The organism is Luteimonas sp. Soil_C_5, assembly GCF_057656615.1.
This window is the reverse complement of record NZ_JBDGKA010000005.1, coordinates 118,959-133,694: the sequence shown is the minus strand read 5'-3', so window position 1 is coordinate 133,694 and position 14,736 is coordinate 118,959. Positions and strand designations below refer to the sequence as shown.

Below are 14,736 nucleotides of genomic sequence, written 5' to 3'. Positions count from 1 at the left end.
TCGATCTCCGTGCGGACCGATGGCCCGATGCGATGTCACGATTTATCTGTGACGGATGTCGCGGAACCAAAGCATGTTTGATGCCAACTCGGTCACACTTCATTTGTTAACGTTTCCACAACACGAGTGTCGATCCGAGCGCGGGGCAGGACTGCCCCCCTCACGTCACTCCTTGACGCAAAGAGGCCTTCGTATGCATCGCGTATCCGCCCGACGCACCGGTCTGACCGGTGTCGTTCTGACCGTCATGGCCGTGTTGTGCGCCAGTCCGGCGGCCGCAGCGCCCCCGCAACCGTCGGCCCCGCGGGCGATCCACGCGGTCAGTGCCGCCGGGCTGGCGAGTGCGATGACGTATTGCATCGCCCGCCACGGTCCGTTGCGGCAGGGATCACCGGCGGCCGTCTGTTATGCGGAGGCACGCGCCATCCTCGCGACCGCGGATCTGCGGCAGCGCGCGGCCGAGGTCGACGCGCGCTGTCCGGATCCGGCCACGTTCAACGAGTGCCTCACGCCTGCAATCGGGCGGCTCGTCTACACCCTCAACGAGCGGTTTTCGCAGGCTGACCTGTAACGGCCTGACGGGCGGAACGCGGACAGCCTGCCTGCCCGCAGGCGCCATCGGATGCCGGCGAATGGCGCCGCGCACGCCGCTCCCGACTCAGCGGTACGGCCCCGGCCCGCGCCAGACCACTTCGCCGCGGCGGTAGACGCGATGGAAGCCGATGACTTCGCGCGAGTCGCGGACGTTGGCCATTTCCGGATCCTCGGGCGCGAGCATGCGGCAGTCGCTGGACTCGCGGCGCAGCGCCGTTTCCAGCGGACAGACCATGTAGTCGCGGGTGCCGGGCAGCGGAATGAAGAGTTCGGTGACGCCCTCGTCGCGCCACTCGCGCAGGCGCGACTCGCTGGTGGTGTCGTAGATCACCTGGTAGCCGCCCACTTCGAGGCTGGGCTGGTCGGACGTGGAATCGCGGCCACGGCCCCGGCCGATGCGCGCGGTGCGTTCGCGGCCGGCGTTCACCGGCGCGGTGGCCTCGGGCAGCATGCCGGGCGGCTGGCCCCAGACACGGGTACGACGCTGCGCATCCGGCGGGCTGGCAGCAGCCTGCGACTGCGCGGGCTGCGGCGGCGTGGGCACCGCCGGGGGCGCGGGCCGTGGCGGGGTCTGTTCGGCCACGATGTCCGCAGGCGGAGTTTCGTCGGGGGGCAACGGCTCGGCCGGTTCCTCGACCCGTGTGGTCACCACGCGTGACGGTGCAGGCGCAGGCCGGGCGGGCGGGGTCGTCAGCGGTGGGCTGGGCACCGGCGCGGTCACGGGTTGCGGCGGCGTGACCCCGACGAATTCCACGACCATCGGGCTGCCGGCCGAAGAGCCCTGCGGCGTCGTGAACACCATCGGCTGCGAGGTCAGCAGCAGCCACGCGAACAGCACGTGCAGCAGCGCGCTGAGCACGGCGGAAATCCAGGGCTGCAGACGTTCGATCCGGGGCGCGGCCCGGCGCTCCGCGTGACGCGACGTCGTACTCATGCCACCGGCGATGCGTCGGGGGTGCGGGCCTTCATGCGGGATTTGAGCGGAACCGGGGGAGTGCCGCATCGTAACGCGGCGTGGGGCGAGTTCCCTTGCGCGCAGATGCACAGGCATCTACGACGGGACCGGGCTGTCCGTCCCGAACGCACGCGCCCCGGCCGCAGGGACCGGGGCGCGTTCTGCGGCACCACGCGGCGGATCAGTCCTTCAGGGCGTCCGGCACCTTGCCGCCGTTCTCGGCCAGCTTGCGCATGACCGCCTTGTGCAGCGCGATGTTCTGCTCGGCGCTGCCATGGGCGCCGGCGTTGACGCCGAGCTCGGTGGCCAGTTCCTTGCGGGCTTCGAGGTTGGAATCGAGGTCCAGCAGCTTCAGCAGGTCGACGATCGAGTGACGCCAGTCGCTCGGCCCCCCCTTGGTCTCGGCGATGCCGCTGAGCACGGCCTCGACGTCGACCGGCTCGGCCTTCGGCGCAGCGGCCGGGGCGGCGGCGGGCGCGGGATTGCGCGCGGTCGGCGAGACCTTGGGGTCGTGCTCGCTGCCGGTGAAGATCACGGCCGCGGGCTTGGATGCGGCCGGCGCCGGGGCAGGCGCGGTCTTGCGCCCGAAGATGCGATCGGAAATCTTGGAGAACAGGCCCATGCGGTAAACCTCCGGGTGACGGGAGGTCGAGTCTGTGGGCCGGGACGGAAAGATCGAATGAAAGCGTGTGCATCGGGACGGTCGCCTGTGCACGGCCCGGATGTCACACCGCGTTAGGCTGTCCCTGCTTGCCGCGGTGGAGTCCCCGCGCAACGCGCTTCCTTCATCCACAGGACGTGCCCATGGCCCTGATCCAATGCGAAGAATGCAGCCAGCCAATCAGCGAACGCGCCAGAACGTGCGCGCAGTGCGGCTATCCACGCCGGCCCCCGCCCTGGACCCACCGGGCATTCAAGGTTCTGGTGGGACTTGCTGCCGCGATCTTCGTCGGCATGTTCGTGCTCACGATGATCATGGCGTGGGTGGCGCGCAAGCCGATCGACATCGATCTGCCCGACATCGAACCGACGACGACGCTGCAGCTGCAGGATGCGCCAGAACGCTTCGGCTGAGCTCTGCGGGATACAGCACCACTGCGATCACCAATAACACCTGATGCCCCAAGCTGTATCACCGGGCGCGCGCAGCTTCAGACGCGGAGGAGCGCGGTTGTGCACTCCTGTCCGGGAGCCGGCACGTGTCACTTGGCCGCGCGGGGGCGGTAGTGGCTGTGGTGCGCTTGTCTATGAGCACAGGTGCAGGGCGACCGACTCGCACGTGATGACCGGTAGCGCTGCCGCGACATCCGTGCGGACTATTATCGATCGGTGCCCCGATCCGCCGCCCCGATCCGCTGCACCGCCCGCCTGCTGCGTCCGGCCACGCTGACGCGCGCGACCTGGACGTTCCTGGTGCTGCCCGCTGCCGCCAGCGCGAAGCTGCCGTCGCGCGGCATGACCACGGTCGAGGGCACATTCGACGGCCAGCCGTTCCAGACCACCCTGTCGCCCGACGGCGCCGGCAGTCACTGGACGCAGGTCGAGCCTGCATTGGCCGAAGCCGCCGGCGTGACGGCCGGTGCCTCGGTCGCCCTCGTGTTCACCCCCGTGGCGGTCGAGCCCGAGCCTGCAGTGCCCGCCGACGTGCGCAAGACCTTTGCCGCGCACCCGGCGGCGCAGACGCAGTGGGCCACGCTGACCGCGGTGCAGCGTCGCGACTGGATCCACTGGATCACATCCGGCAAGAAAGCCGAGACCCGCGTGAAGCGCCTCGCCACCGCCTGCGACATGCTGGGCTCGGGCAAGCGCCGAGCCTGCTGCTTCGATCGTTCGGGCCTCTACAGCGCGGGCAACATCGGCGCGCCCGAGGCCGCGGCGGACTGAGCGACGCGGCATGCACGCCGCTGGCGGCGTCGCGCTCGACACGCGTCGCCAGCCCGGACACGCCCTGCCCGCTAACGTGCGGTGCTGCACCCGACATGACCCACGCCATGCCCACCACCCTCACCCTCGACGGCCGCCGCATCCACGACATCGCCTCGTTCTACGACGAGATCAACCGGGTGTGCATGGCCAACGAGGACTGGCAGCTGGGACCGAGCCTCGACGCGCTCGACGACCTGTTCTACGGCGGCTACGGCGCGCTCGACGGCGATGCGCCGGTGACGCTGGTCTGGACGAACTTCGAGGCGAGCCGCGCGGCACTGGGCGTCGCGGCCACGCGGCAGTATCTGCAAGGCAAGCTGGACGCGCCCGAACGCTTCGACCGGGCGCGGTTCCAGGCCGAACTCGAGGCGCTGGATGCCGGCACCGGCCAGACCTATTTCGACATCGTGCTGTCGATCATCGCAGCGCATCCGAACATCACGCTGTTGCCGCGCTGACGCAGTGCGCGCCGGAGATGCTGGAACGCCTGCACGCAGGTGGTGGCGTTGCTGTGTCGGCGAACAGCCCAGGCCCGCGTGCAGATGTGCGCGCGACAGCTGGGCCGTCGACGCTTACGACCAGATCGCGCCGAGCTGGTTGATGGTGCCCAGCGCCAGGCCCTGGGTCGGCGAGGTCGGCGCTTCGGCGACGCAGGCGCCCAGACCCTGGTCCGCCTGGACGCCATCGAGCGCGCTGCGCGCCGCATCGGCCGCGGAACGTGCTTCGGCGGCGTAGTCCGCACCGAAGGCCGCCATCGCCTGGGTGGCCGGCGTCGGCGTCTGTTCGGCGATGTCGGCGAGTGCGGCGGCAGCGGCCTCTGCATCGACCGCGGCGGCCTCTGCGCGGGTGGTCGCGGCTTCGGCATTGCAGACATCGCCGGCAGCGGCGGCATCGACCGCGGCTTTCGATGCCGTGCCGGCTTCGCTGGCGGCATTGCCGGCGGTGTCGAGATCGTGCTGGGCGGCGGCCTCGGCGGCAGTGCCGCGCGCGTCGTTGGAAGCGCTGCTGCCGTCGTTGCCGGAGACGCCCGAAGTGCCGTCGCTCATGCCATCTGCTCCAGAAGTTGGGGGAGGATCGCGGGCCATGCGCAGCCCGGTGTGCACTGTGCCGGGCGTCGCGGCGCATGGCACCTGGGGTCAACCCGAGGGGTGCGCTCCTGCTTCATCGGCCGTTGGCACGCGTCGGATCGGGGTGTGCGGCGCGCACCGACACAGGCTGCCACGCCGCCGGATGCGCGGCGCCGTGCAGCGGATGCAGACTGCACCCGCACTGGACGCGGGGCATTAGACGCGCGCCACGACGCATCGAACAGGCAATGCCGCGACGGCGGACCGTTCCAGCGCGTGCGCGGGCGACACCGGCCCGCGCCGCACTCAGGCGTAGAACACGCTCTGCGCGCCGTCCTCGACGATGGCGTGCGGCACGAAGCGCGCGGTGTCGCGGGTGATCGGACCGTCGTCCTCACGGATGCCGATGCCGCAGGCGGCATCGCCGACGACCCAGCTGCCGATCAGCGGGTAGTGGCCGTCGAACTCGGGCAACGGATGCAGGGCCTGGCGGATGCACGCGCCGGTATACGGGCCCGCGCTTTCCACCCAGCGGCCGTCGGGCAGATGCATCGCGACATTGGCGCCCTCGCGCGAATGCAGCGGCTTGCGCACCCAGCCCGCAGGCAGGGCGCTGCCGTCGTCGAATTCGGCGGCCAGCAGGTTGGGATGACCGCGATGGCGCGCCCACAGCAACGGCAGCACGCCCTTGTTGCTGAGCAGCGCCTTCCACGGCGGCTCGAGCAGGCGCAGCCCGGACGTCGGCAGCGCGCGGCCGAAGTCGTCCTCGAACAGGTCTTCCAGCGGATACAGCTTGAACAGCGAGCCGATGACGATGTCGTCCGGATCGGTGTAGCGGCCGTCATCCGACAGGCCGATGTCTTCCAGCGCGATCGCGGCGCCGTGCAGATGCGCCTGCGCCGCGCAGTCGCGCAGATACTCGACCGTGCCCTGGTCTTCTTCGGAACTGCGCATCGCCGCGAACACCAGCGGCGGCGGCAGCTGCGACGACAGCGTGCCGAAGCGCTCGACCAGCGCCTCGTGGATCGAATTGAACTGGTCGGCCGAGGCCGGCAGGCGGCCGGACTCGCGCTGGTCCTCGAGCCACTGCCACTGGAAGAACGCGGCCTCGAACAGCGAGGTCGGCGTGTCGTAGTTGAGTTCGTAGAGTTTGGCCGGGCCCTGCCCGTCGTAGGCGAAATCCAGTCGGCCGTAGAGATGGCCGTCGCGGCGGCGCCAGCTCTCTGCGATCCAGTCGCGGAACGGCTCGGGAATCGCCAGCCGGTGCATCAGCGCATCGCTGCCGGCGATCTCGTCGACCAGCGCGATCGCCATCTCGTGCAGCTCGACGCTGGGATCTTCGAGGTCGCGTTCGATCTGCTGCAGGGTGAACGCGTAATAGGCGCGTTCGTCCCAGTAGCGTTCGCCGTCGATGGTGTGGAAGCGGAACCCGCAGTCGGCAGCGCGCGCGCGCCAGTCGCCGCGCTCGACGATCGGAACGCGGCGCATCAGCCGCCGGCGCTGCTGCGGTTGCGGCCTTGGGCGCCGAAGCCGCCGCGATTGACGGTGGTCGCGCGGTCGGGCGTTGCAGCCACCGGGGTCAGACCGGCGCGGCCCGCAGCGGCGCCTGCCGCCGGCGCACCGGTCGAACGCAGCCAGCCGTTGGTGTTGTCGCGGAACGCCGGCGTCGCCTGCGCGCGCTGGGCCATGCCCGCGCGGTTGCCGCCCATCATCTGCGACAGGAAGAAGCCCGCCATCAGCGGACCGATGAAGGAATGCCCGGCGGTCGTGCGCTGTTCGGCGCACTGCTCGGCCGGATAGTCACGCTCGCATTCGGCGCGCGTGGCGTACTGCGGCGCGGCGTCGGCGGCCTGCTGTTTGGCATGCTCGGACGCGGCCTGGCAGGTCGAGGCATCGCCAGTGGCTTCGGCGCAGCGGTCGACCGAGGTGTAGAGGCCTTCCTGCACCGTATCGAGCGGCGGCTGGATGGAGGCGCTGGGCTCGCAGGCGGTGAACAGCAGCGGCGCGGCGCCCATCAGCAGCAGGGCAGTGGTCTTCGATCGCTTCATGCGCGTGATCCGGTCTCTGGCAGCCCGTCATGATGCCCGCCCGCGGATGCATGGGCAAAGAAACGGATGCACGGCCGGTGGCCTCCGGTCTGCAGCACCTGCACGGACGGCGGACGCGCCGGCGCGGCTGTACGACAATGCCAGCCCAACATCGGGAGTCCGCATGCGCCAGTTTCTTTTCGTTGTGGTCGCCGCGTGCGGCGTGTCAGCCGCGTCCGCGCAGGCCTTCGAGCTGCCCGAGGTGACGGTGCCGCGGATCGCCGAACGCGCGGCCACGCCCGAAGCCTTCGTGCCGCCGGGCTGGCGCGTGGAACATCTGGCCCGCGGCCGGCTGGACACCGATGCGCGCGAGGACGCACTGCTGGTCCTGCGCATGGACGCGGCCGCCAACGTGGTGGACAACGACGGGATGGGACCGCCGCGCTTCGACACCAATCCGCGCATGTTGCTGGCGCTGGTGGCGGAGGCGGACGGCCGCTGGCGTCGGGTGATGGTCGACCACACCCTGGTGCCGCGCCCGGAGTCGCCGGTGATGGACGATTACCTCGGCGGCGATGCCAGCGCCGCGGTCGCCATCCGCGCGAACCGCACCTGGGTGGTTTCGCTCGACAGCTTTGCCAGCGCCGGGTCCTGGACGATGAGCAACCGGACCTTCACGTTCCGGCTTGAAGGCGACTGCATGCGGCTGGTGGGCTTCGATCAAAACAGCGTGCACCGGGCATCGGGCGCGACCCTGACCGAAAGCGTGAACTACCTGACGGGTCGGGCGTGGACGCAGGCGGGCACGATCTCGGACGCCCCGGGCCCGCAGCAGCCGATGCGTCTGCAATCGAAGGCGCCGGTGTGCATCACCGACATCGGCAACGGCTTCGGATTCGAGCCGGCGCTCACCGCGACGCGATAGACGACGCTTCCGACGTCATGCCGTCGCCGCGCGCGCGGCTGGCGTTAACGCACGCGCACTGGCGCCCGTAAGACCGCGCATCGACGCGCGCGCGATGCCTGGGCAGACGTCGGGCACGGCGATCGCCGGCAGCCCGGACCGGCTTCGCACCGTGGCGACCCGCCGGTGCGGCCGATCGCATTCGCTTCGCTAGACCACGGCGTCCGCCACAGCGCGGAACGCATCGGCCGGTTGCGGCCGGCCGAAGTGATAGCCCTGCAGCCGGCGGCAGCCCATCGCGATCAGCCGCTGCGCCTGGGCGGCGGTCTCCACGCCTTCTCCGACGACATCCATGCCCAACTGATCGGCGAGCAGGATGACCGACTGCACGATCGCGGCATCGCGCGGACCGCGGTCCAGGTTGGCGACGAAGCGCCGGTCGATCTTCAGCTCGTGCGCCGGCAGCTGGGCCAGGTAGGCGAGGCTGGAATAGCCGGTGCCGAAATCGTCGATGGCGATGCGCACGCCGGCGCGGTCCAGCCGCTCCAGCAGTTCGACCGCGCGGTCGGGCTCCTGCATGGCCATCGATTCGGTGATCTCCAGCGTCAGCGCACGCGGCGGCATGGCGTGGTCGCGCATCACCGCTTCGACCTGCGCCATCAGCTGGCCACTGCGGAACTGCACCGGCGAAATGTTGACCGCGATGCTGGGCACGTCCAGACCGTCGGCGATCCAGGCCGCGCGCTGGCGGCAGGCCTCCTCCAGCACCCAGTGGCCGAGTTCGACGATCAGACCCATGCGCTCGGCCACGGCGATGAAGCGGTCCGGCGTGAGCAGGCCCAGCCGCGGATGCCGCCAGCGCACCAGCGCCTCGACGCCGACCACGCGCGCGTCGATGCCGTCGACCTGCGGCTGGTAATGCAGGACGAGTTCGCCGCGCTCGATGGCGCGACGCAGCTCGTGCGCCAGCTGGCCCTGGTCCTGCGCGTTCTCGGACATGCCGGGCAGATACAGGCTGACCACGTTCCGGCCGGTCTGCTTGCTGTGGTACATCGCGGCATCGGCGTGGGTCAGCAGCGCGGGCGCAGTCGCGCCGTCTTCGGGATACACCGCGACGCCGATGCTGGCGCTGACGCGCACGCCGTCGTAGCCGTCCAGATGCAGTGCACCGCCGAGCTGGCGCAGCACGTCGTTGGCGGTCTGCGCGGCATCGAGACGCGAGGCCACCGACACCGCCAGCACGAACTCGTCACCGCCCAGCCGCGCCGCGGTGCCGCCATCGCCGGGCAGCGCGCGCAGCAGTCGCGCGACACGCGTGAGCAGCTGGTCGCCGACGGCATGGCCGAAGGTGTCGTTGACGCCCTTGAAGCCGTCGAGGTCGATGAACAGCGTGGCGAAGGTGCTGCCGTCGGTCACTGCGCGTTCGATCATGCCGTCCACCCGTTCCAGCAGCAGACGCCGGTTCGGCAGGCCGGTCAGCGTGTCGTGCAGGGCCAGATGCGTGAGCTGCGCATTGGCATCGCGCAGCGAGGCCGACAGGCGACCGGTGCGTTCCTGCAGCAGGCGGTCGAGCGTGCTGACGGTGATCGCGGTGCCCAGCACGGCGACGGTGAGCACGACGATCAACGTGGCCAAGGTGTCGGGCGTCAGGCCATTGCGCAGCGCCGCGCCGCAGACGGCGCCGTCCTCGAAGCGGGCGGCCGCCATGCCGGTGTAGTGCATGCCGGCGATCGCCGTGCCCATCGCCAGTGCGGCGAGTGCATGGTCGAGATGCTGGCGCCAGCCGCCTTCGCGGATGCGGTCGGCGATGGCCAGGGCGACGGCGGCCGCGGCGATCGCGATGAGGATCGACGCCAGAAACCAGCCCGCGTGGTACTCGATGGCCGGATGCATGCGCATCGCCGCCATGCCCACGTAATGCATCGCCGCGATGCCGAGCCCCATGACCACCGCACCGACGGCCAGCCGCCGGCGCGTCAGCGGCCCGCGCGTCACCAGCCACAGGGCGTAGCCCGATGCACCGACCGACATGGCGAAGGAGATCCCGGTGATCCACGGGTCGTAGCCCATCGGAATCGGCAGCCGGAACGCCAGCATGCCGATGAAGTGCATCGACCAGATGCCGACACCGATCGCCAGCGCCCCGCCCGCCAGCCACCCGCCGCGCACCGTGGCATCGGTGGCGGCGCGGATGCGCCCGAGCGTCGTCAGCGCGGTATACGACGCCGCGACCGCGACTGCGAGCGACGTCGCGACCAAAGGCCACGCATACGACCCGACCAATCCTGTTTGCATCACAGCCCCCCTGTCCTAGGCTGCGTCCCTGTGCACCCCCGATCGACCCGAACGGCGCTGCACCGGACGCCGTCGCAGCGTTTTACAGGAAGCAGGCTGCGCAGTTTGTGTCCACCCCGGCAATTTATGCAGACAGTCGCAATCGCCGTGTGATGCGCGATCCCCCTGCGTCCTGGCCAGCAACCAGGCGTGCAGGGACGCAGACAGGACGCCCGGGGCATACACTTGCCCGCCCTTCGAGCTGGCCCGGCCCATGGCGCCCAACGCGACGATCTACAAAGCCGAGCTGCAGGTCAGCAACATGGACCGGCAGTACTACGCGGAACACAACCTCACGCTGGCCCAGCATCCGTCGGAAACGCCGGTGCGGCTGATGGCGCGGCTGATCGCGTTCGTGCTGTTCGCCGATGAGCGTCTCGAATTCGGACGCGGCCTGAGCAACGAGGAAGAACCCGACCTGTGGCGCCGCGACTACACCGGCGACATCGAGCAGTGGATCGACCTCGGCCAGCCCGTGGAAACCCGGATCCGCAAGGCGGCCGGCCGCGCGCGCGAGATCGCCGTAGTCAGCTACAGCGGCGGCAGTGCGGCGATCTGGTGGGAGAAGAACGCGGCCGCGCTGTCGCGGGTGAAGAACCTGACCGTGATCGACCTCGACCCCGATGCGCTGGAAGCGGCGACCGCACTGCTCGAACGCGGCATGCGTTTGACCGCGCTGATCCAGGACGGCGAACTCCAGTTGATGAGCGAGAAGGCCAGCGCCGCCCTGACCCCGCGCGTGCTGCAGGCGCCGAAGCCCTGACGCACGACGCGCGCGGACCTGCGGGTCCGCACGGGCCTCGGCATGTGGCCATGGCCGCACGGTGTCCGCGGCCCTGGACCGACCGCCAGGCACGGCCCGGTGTCAGCGAGTGCAACCGGCAGCGCCCCTGCTCTAATTAAGACAGCGGCCTTGATCGAACACCGGGTTCGGGCGCGAGCGCAGCGCGCCGCGCGATCACCACTGGATCGACGCGTCTGCACGCGTCGATCCAGTGCAGCTGTCAGGGACGCCCCGGCACCGCGGGATCCGCAGGCTCGGCGACGGCCACTTCGGCCGCCGGCGCCGTGCCGGTCTTGCCGGCAGCCGCCATCGCGGTCGCGGCGTAGCCGGATTGCGCGGTGGCAGGCGCCGACGATGCCGGCGTCCCTGCGACGGACGCCGGCGAGGCCATGCGCCATCCGGTAAGGCCCACGACCACCACGACAGCTGCCCCGGCGAGCAGCCAGACCGCGGTGCGATGGTCACGGACCGGTGGGGCGATGGTCTGCGGCGTTCCTGCGTTCACGGGCGGGGTCGAATCCTGGTGTGCGGTCATGCGCGCGTCTCCTTCGGCGGATCGGAATGGGGCGGAAATCAGGACAGGTCGGGGCACCCGGTGGGTGCCGGCAGCGCGGCGCGGCGCGGTACAGCGCGCGTCGCGGCGTTCGACATCAGGGGCATGCGCACGGCATCCGTGCGCGATGACGCGGCCCTGCGCGGGTGCCGTCCGGCGATGCCGGTTGCCGACGGCGCGTATCGCGGGCACAGCCCTGCGCGACGGCCGACAGCGCGTCACATACCGCGGTGCGGGACCGGGTCTCCATGCGGTGTTCCCTTCGACCTGTGTGCGCCAGGAGCGGATCCCCGCTGGCGGTACGACAAAACGCGAAGTTCGATGTCGACGACCGGAACCGGCCTGGGCCCGGGCTCCCCCCTGTCGTCGCCTGCCCGACGCTAGCCCAGCGCGGCACCGCCCGCATTCTGCGCTGCAGCAGGCGCTCGGCCGGCGAGGCCCGGTGGCGGGCATCCGGTGTCAGACGCGCCCCTGCGCCGCGCACGGCATAACGCTGCGCGGCAGCGCGCGGACGCTGTGCACGGATCAGGCGGGGTGCGCGGCGCCGGACCGCGGGTCACATCGTGGAAACGACATGCGGGAATCCGCGGACGCCTTGAAACAAAGAAGATCGACGCCCCGTGCGCGGCAGGTGCACCTGCGCAGACACGGTCCGCGCACGCAGCGGCCGCATTCTGATCGGAGCATCGGGCGTGCCGCATCGCCGATTGGGCGGCCCCGACACCGCGCGAAGTGGCACGGCGCAGCGTCGGCGGATCATCACCGCGCTGGCGGCGGACACTCCGCCGCCATCACCCACTCAGAAACGCGCGATGCGGAACCGGCGGCCCTTGATCTTGCCCTCGCGCAGGCGCAGCAGCGCGCGGTCGGCCTGGCCGCGGGCGATGGCGACATAGCTGCGCGTGGCGAAGACGTCGATCTTGCCGATCGCATCCTTGTGCAGCCCGGCCTCGCCGGTCAGCGCGCCGACGATGTCGCCCGGACGCAGCTTGTCGGTGCGTCCGGCATCGATGCGCAGCGTGACCATCGGCGCGACCGGCACGTCGCTGCCCTTGCCGCTGAGCGGCAGCAGCTTGTCCCAGCGCAGCGCGCCGAACTGCGCCTCGACCAGCGCGGTGCGTGGCATTTCGCGCGGCGTGACCAGACTCAGCGCCAGGCCCGAACGCCCCGCGCGACCGGTGCGGCCGATGCGGTGCACGTAGGTATCGGCGTCATGCGGCAGCTCGTAGTTGACGACCGCGCCGATGTCCTCGACATCCAGCCCGCGCGCGGCGACGTCGCTGGCCACCAGCACGTTGCAGCTGCGGTTGGAGAAGCGCACCAGCACCTCGTCGCGGTCGCGCTGCTCCATGTCGCCGTGCAGCGCCAGCGCGTTGAAGCCGTAGTGCGCCAGCGAGCCGGCGACTTCGTTGACGTCGGCGCGGGTGTTGCAGAACACCACCGCCGAGGCGGGCCGATGGCGCAGCAGCAGCGCGGCCAGCTGCGGCGCACGGCGCGACGGCTCGACCTCATGGAAGATCTGTTCGATCTTCGGCGCAGGCGCGCCGCCTTCGACGCCGATCTGCACCGGCTCGCGCAGCATCGCGGTGCCGAGATCGCGGATGGCATCGGGGAACGTCGCCGAGAACAGCAGGCCCTGGCGCGTCGGCGGCACGCGTTTGACGATGTCGCGGATGGATTCCTCGAAGCCCATGTCGAGCATGCGGTCGGCTTCGTCCAGCACCAGCGTGCGCACATGGCGCAGGTGCAGCGCCTTCTTCTTCGCCAGTTCCTGGATGCGGCCGGGCGTGCCGACGACGACATGCGGCGGATGCGTCAGCGAGGCCAGCTGCGGTCCCAGCGGAATGCCGCCGCACAGCAGCGAGAGCTTCAGGTTCGGAATCCCCAGCGCGAGCTTGCGCAGCTGCTTGCCCACCTGGTCGGCCAGCTCGCGCGTGGGGCACAGCACCAGCGCCTGGGTTTCGATCAGCGCCGGATCGATCCGGTGCAGCACGCCGAGGCCGAAGGCCGCGGTCTTGCCGCTGCCGGTCGGCGCCTGGGCCAGCACGTCGAGGCCTTCGAGGATGTGCGGCAGCGCCTGCGCTTGGATCGGCGTCATCGCGGTGTAGCCGAGGGCGTCGACGCCCTGCAGCAGGGCGGGCGTCAGCGCGAGGCTGGAGAAGTCGGTGGATGCGGTCATGTGCGCATGATCGCAGGTGGCGCGGCCGGCCGGTCATCGGCGGCCCTGGAGCCAGCGCATTCGCCGCTCGTGAACAAGCTTTCTTAGCGCGCGGATATGCCGTCCATGCGGGTAACGCCGGCCGTTGCCACCCTTCGGACGGCAGATGTGGAAGCGCAGCGCACCCGGCTTCTAGAATCGCACCCGGCTGAAACGGGAGCGCAGCATGCAGACGGGCAGGACGATCGAACGCAACGCGGCGCGACGACCCGCACACTGGCGGTCCACGCTGGTTGCGCAGGCCGGTGGACTCGTCGCGGCGCTGTGGATGCTGACCGGCCTCGCGGCACCGGCCACGGCCGCCACGCCCGGCAACCGGGCCGAGGCGACGGCGATCGTTGCCGACATGCGCCGTGTCGTGGCCGATCACGGCATCGAGCGGCTGGAGACGGTGCGCATCGGCGACATCGACCAGTGGGTCTCGATCCGTGGCCAGGACCGGCGCAACCCGGTTCTGCTGATGCTGCACGGGGGACCCGGCTGGGTCTCGATGCCGATCAGCTGGTACTTCCAGCGTGGATGGGAGGAATACTTCACCGTCGTCCAGTGGGACCAGCGCGGCGCCGGCAAGACCTATCGGGAACACGATCCCGAGCTGATCGGACCGACCATGACCCTCGAGCGGATGGTCGCAGACACCGAAGAGATGGCGGCCTGGCTGCGTCAGGAGTTCGGCAAGGAGCGCATTTTCGTGCTCGGCCACTCCTGGGGGAGCTATCTGGGGTTGCAGCTGGCGCAGGCGCGCCCGGAGTGGCTGCACGCCTACATCGGTGTCGGCCAGCTGACCGACGCGCCGGAAAGCGAACGCCGGGGCTGGGCGTTCGCGTTCGAACAGGCCGAGCGGGACGGTAATGCGGAGGCCATGGCCGAGCTGCGGTCGATCGCGCCCTATGCCGAGGGCACGCAAGCGGTGGCGCTGGCGGACCTGATGGTGCAGCGCCGCTGGCTCAACCAGTACGGCGGCATGGTCCACAACCGGACCGGCGGCCAGGCCGAGGCCGCCGCGATCGCCCTGTCGCCGGAATACACCGATGCCGACCTCGCCGCGGTCTGGACGGCCAACCGGTTCTCGATGGACCGGCTGCTGTCGCAGGTCCTGGCCCTGGACCTGCGCGAGATCGACCGGCTGGAAGTGCCGTTGCTGCTGTTCCTCGGACGCCACGATTACAACGTGTCATCGAGTGTGGCCGCGGACTGGTTCGGGCAGGTACAGGCGCCGTCGAAACGGCTGGTGTGGTTCGAGCAATCCGCGCACGAGGTGCTGAACGAGGAGCCGGGCAAGACCCTGGTCTCGCTGGTCCAGTACGCCCTGCCGATCGCCGAACGCGCCGGAGACGTCCCGCCACGTTGAGCGCGGCGACGTTCCCTGTCCCT

Annotated in this window: 15 protein-coding genes; 7 read left to right on the top strand and 8 right to left on the bottom strand. The window is 70.4% G+C overall.

The features are described from left to right. Positions 1–73: 73 nt before the first annotated feature. Entirely contained in the window at positions 74–571 is a 498-nt protein-coding gene (locus AC3A5K_RS14965) for a hypothetical protein (protein ID WP_487618349.1), read from the top strand. A gap of 87 nt (positions 572–658) precedes the next feature. Here the strand turns inward: AC3A5K_RS14965 and AC3A5K_RS14960 are convergent, their stop codons facing one another. Together AC3A5K_RS14960 and AC3A5K_RS14955 are read right to left on the bottom strand one after the other, a co-directional pair. Next, positions 659–1,528, bottom strand: a complete 870-nt coding sequence (locus tag AC3A5K_RS14960; protein WP_487618348.1) for a type II toxin-antitoxin system RelE/ParE family toxin — start codon at positions 1,526–1,528, stop codon at positions 659–661. 202 nt (positions 1,529–1,730) lie between these two features. After that, the gene (locus tag AC3A5K_RS14955; RefSeq protein ID WP_487618347.1) at positions 1,731–2,171 is read right to left on the bottom strand and encodes a DUF3597 domain-containing protein; all 441 of its coding nucleotides are present in this window, start codon (positions 2,169–2,171) and stop codon (positions 1,731–1,733) included. Positions 2,172–2,353: 182 nt separating this feature from the next. On the opposite strand from AC3A5K_RS14955, the gene AC3A5K_RS14950 reads away from it, so the two are divergent. The 3 genes from AC3A5K_RS14950 (at position 2,354) to AC3A5K_RS14940 (ending at position 3,933) form a co-directional block, all read left to right on the top strand. Beyond that, positions 2,354–2,623, top strand: a complete 270-nt coding sequence (locus tag AC3A5K_RS14950; protein WP_487618346.1) for a hypothetical protein — start codon at positions 2,354–2,356, stop codon at positions 2,621–2,623. A gap of 255 nt (positions 2,624–2,878) precedes the next feature. Further along, positions 2,879–3,433, top strand: a complete 555-nt coding sequence (locus AC3A5K_RS14945) for a YdeI/OmpD-associated family protein (RefSeq protein WP_487618345.1) — start codon at positions 2,879–2,881, stop codon at positions 3,431–3,433. Positions 3,434–3,540: 107 nt separating this feature from the next. Further along, positions 3,541–3,933, top strand: coding sequence for a barstar family protein (locus AC3A5K_RS14940; RefSeq protein WP_487618344.1), 393 nt, complete (start codon positions 3,541–3,543; stop codon positions 3,931–3,933). A gap of 114 nt (positions 3,934–4,047) precedes the next feature. On the opposite strand, the gene AC3A5K_RS14935 is transcribed toward AC3A5K_RS14940, so the two are convergent. The 3 genes from AC3A5K_RS14935 to AC3A5K_RS14925 form a co-directional block, all read right to left on the bottom strand. Continuing rightward, on the bottom strand, positions 4,048–4,521 hold the full coding sequence (locus tag AC3A5K_RS14935) for a hypothetical protein (RefSeq protein ID WP_487618343.1): 474 nt from the start codon (positions 4,519–4,521) through the stop codon (positions 4,048–4,050). Between the two features lie 327 nt (positions 4,522–4,848). Next, positions 4,849–6,030 carry a glutathionylspermidine synthase family protein gene (locus AC3A5K_RS14930; RefSeq protein WP_487618342.1) on the bottom strand — a complete coding sequence of 394 codons (1,182 nt, stop codon included), beginning with the start codon at positions 6,028–6,030 and terminating at the stop codon, positions 4,849–4,851. Continuing rightward, entirely contained in the window at positions 6,030–6,590 is a 561-nt protein-coding gene (locus tag AC3A5K_RS14925) for a DUF1190 domain-containing protein (protein WP_487618341.1), read from the bottom strand. The genes AC3A5K_RS14930 and AC3A5K_RS14925 overlap by 1 nt, the downstream gene beginning before the upstream one ends. Positions 6,591–6,753: 163 nt before the next feature. On the opposite strand from AC3A5K_RS14925, the gene AC3A5K_RS14920 reads away from it, so the two are divergent. Then, on the top strand, positions 6,754–7,494 hold the full coding sequence (locus tag AC3A5K_RS14920) for a hypothetical protein (RefSeq protein WP_487618340.1): 741 nt from the start codon (positions 6,754–6,756) through the stop codon (positions 7,492–7,494). Positions 7,495–7,683: 189 nt separating this feature from the next. Here AC3A5K_RS14920 and AC3A5K_RS14915 read toward each other — a convergent pair whose 3' ends face one another. Then, positions 7,684–9,768: a putative bifunctional diguanylate cyclase/phosphodiesterase gene (locus AC3A5K_RS14915; RefSeq protein WP_487618339.1), complete on the bottom strand. Its 2,085-nt coding sequence runs from the start codon at positions 9,766–9,768 to the stop codon at positions 7,684–7,686. 253 nt (positions 9,769–10,021) lie between these two features. Between AC3A5K_RS14915 and AC3A5K_RS14910 the strand changes: the two genes are divergently transcribed. Then, positions 10,022–10,570: a YaeQ family protein gene (locus tag AC3A5K_RS14910; RefSeq protein ID WP_487618338.1), complete on the top strand. Its 549-nt coding sequence runs from the start codon at positions 10,022–10,024 to the stop codon at positions 10,568–10,570. 241 nt (positions 10,571–10,811) lie between these two features. Here the strand turns inward: AC3A5K_RS14910 and AC3A5K_RS14905 are convergent, their stop codons facing one another. Beyond that, positions 10,812–11,126 carry a hypothetical protein gene (locus AC3A5K_RS14905; protein ID WP_487618337.1) on the bottom strand — a complete coding sequence of 105 codons (315 nt, stop codon included), beginning with the start codon at positions 11,124–11,126 and terminating at the stop codon, positions 10,812–10,814. A gap of 817 nt (positions 11,127–11,943) precedes the next feature. Beyond that, positions 11,944–13,323 (bottom strand): ATP-dependent RNA helicase DbpA, encoded by a 1,380-nt coding sequence (gene dbpA, locus AC3A5K_RS14900; RefSeq protein WP_487618336.1) that lies wholly within the window; start codon positions 13,321–13,323, stop codon positions 11,944–11,946. Positions 13,324–13,528: 205 nt separating this feature from the next. Between dbpA and AC3A5K_RS14895 the strand changes: the two genes are divergently transcribed. After that, on the top strand, positions 13,529–14,713 hold the full coding sequence (locus AC3A5K_RS14895) for an alpha/beta hydrolase (protein WP_487618335.1): 1,185 nt from the start codon (positions 13,529–13,531) through the stop codon (positions 14,711–14,713). The last annotated feature ends 23 nt before the right edge of the window (positions 14,714–14,736 follow it).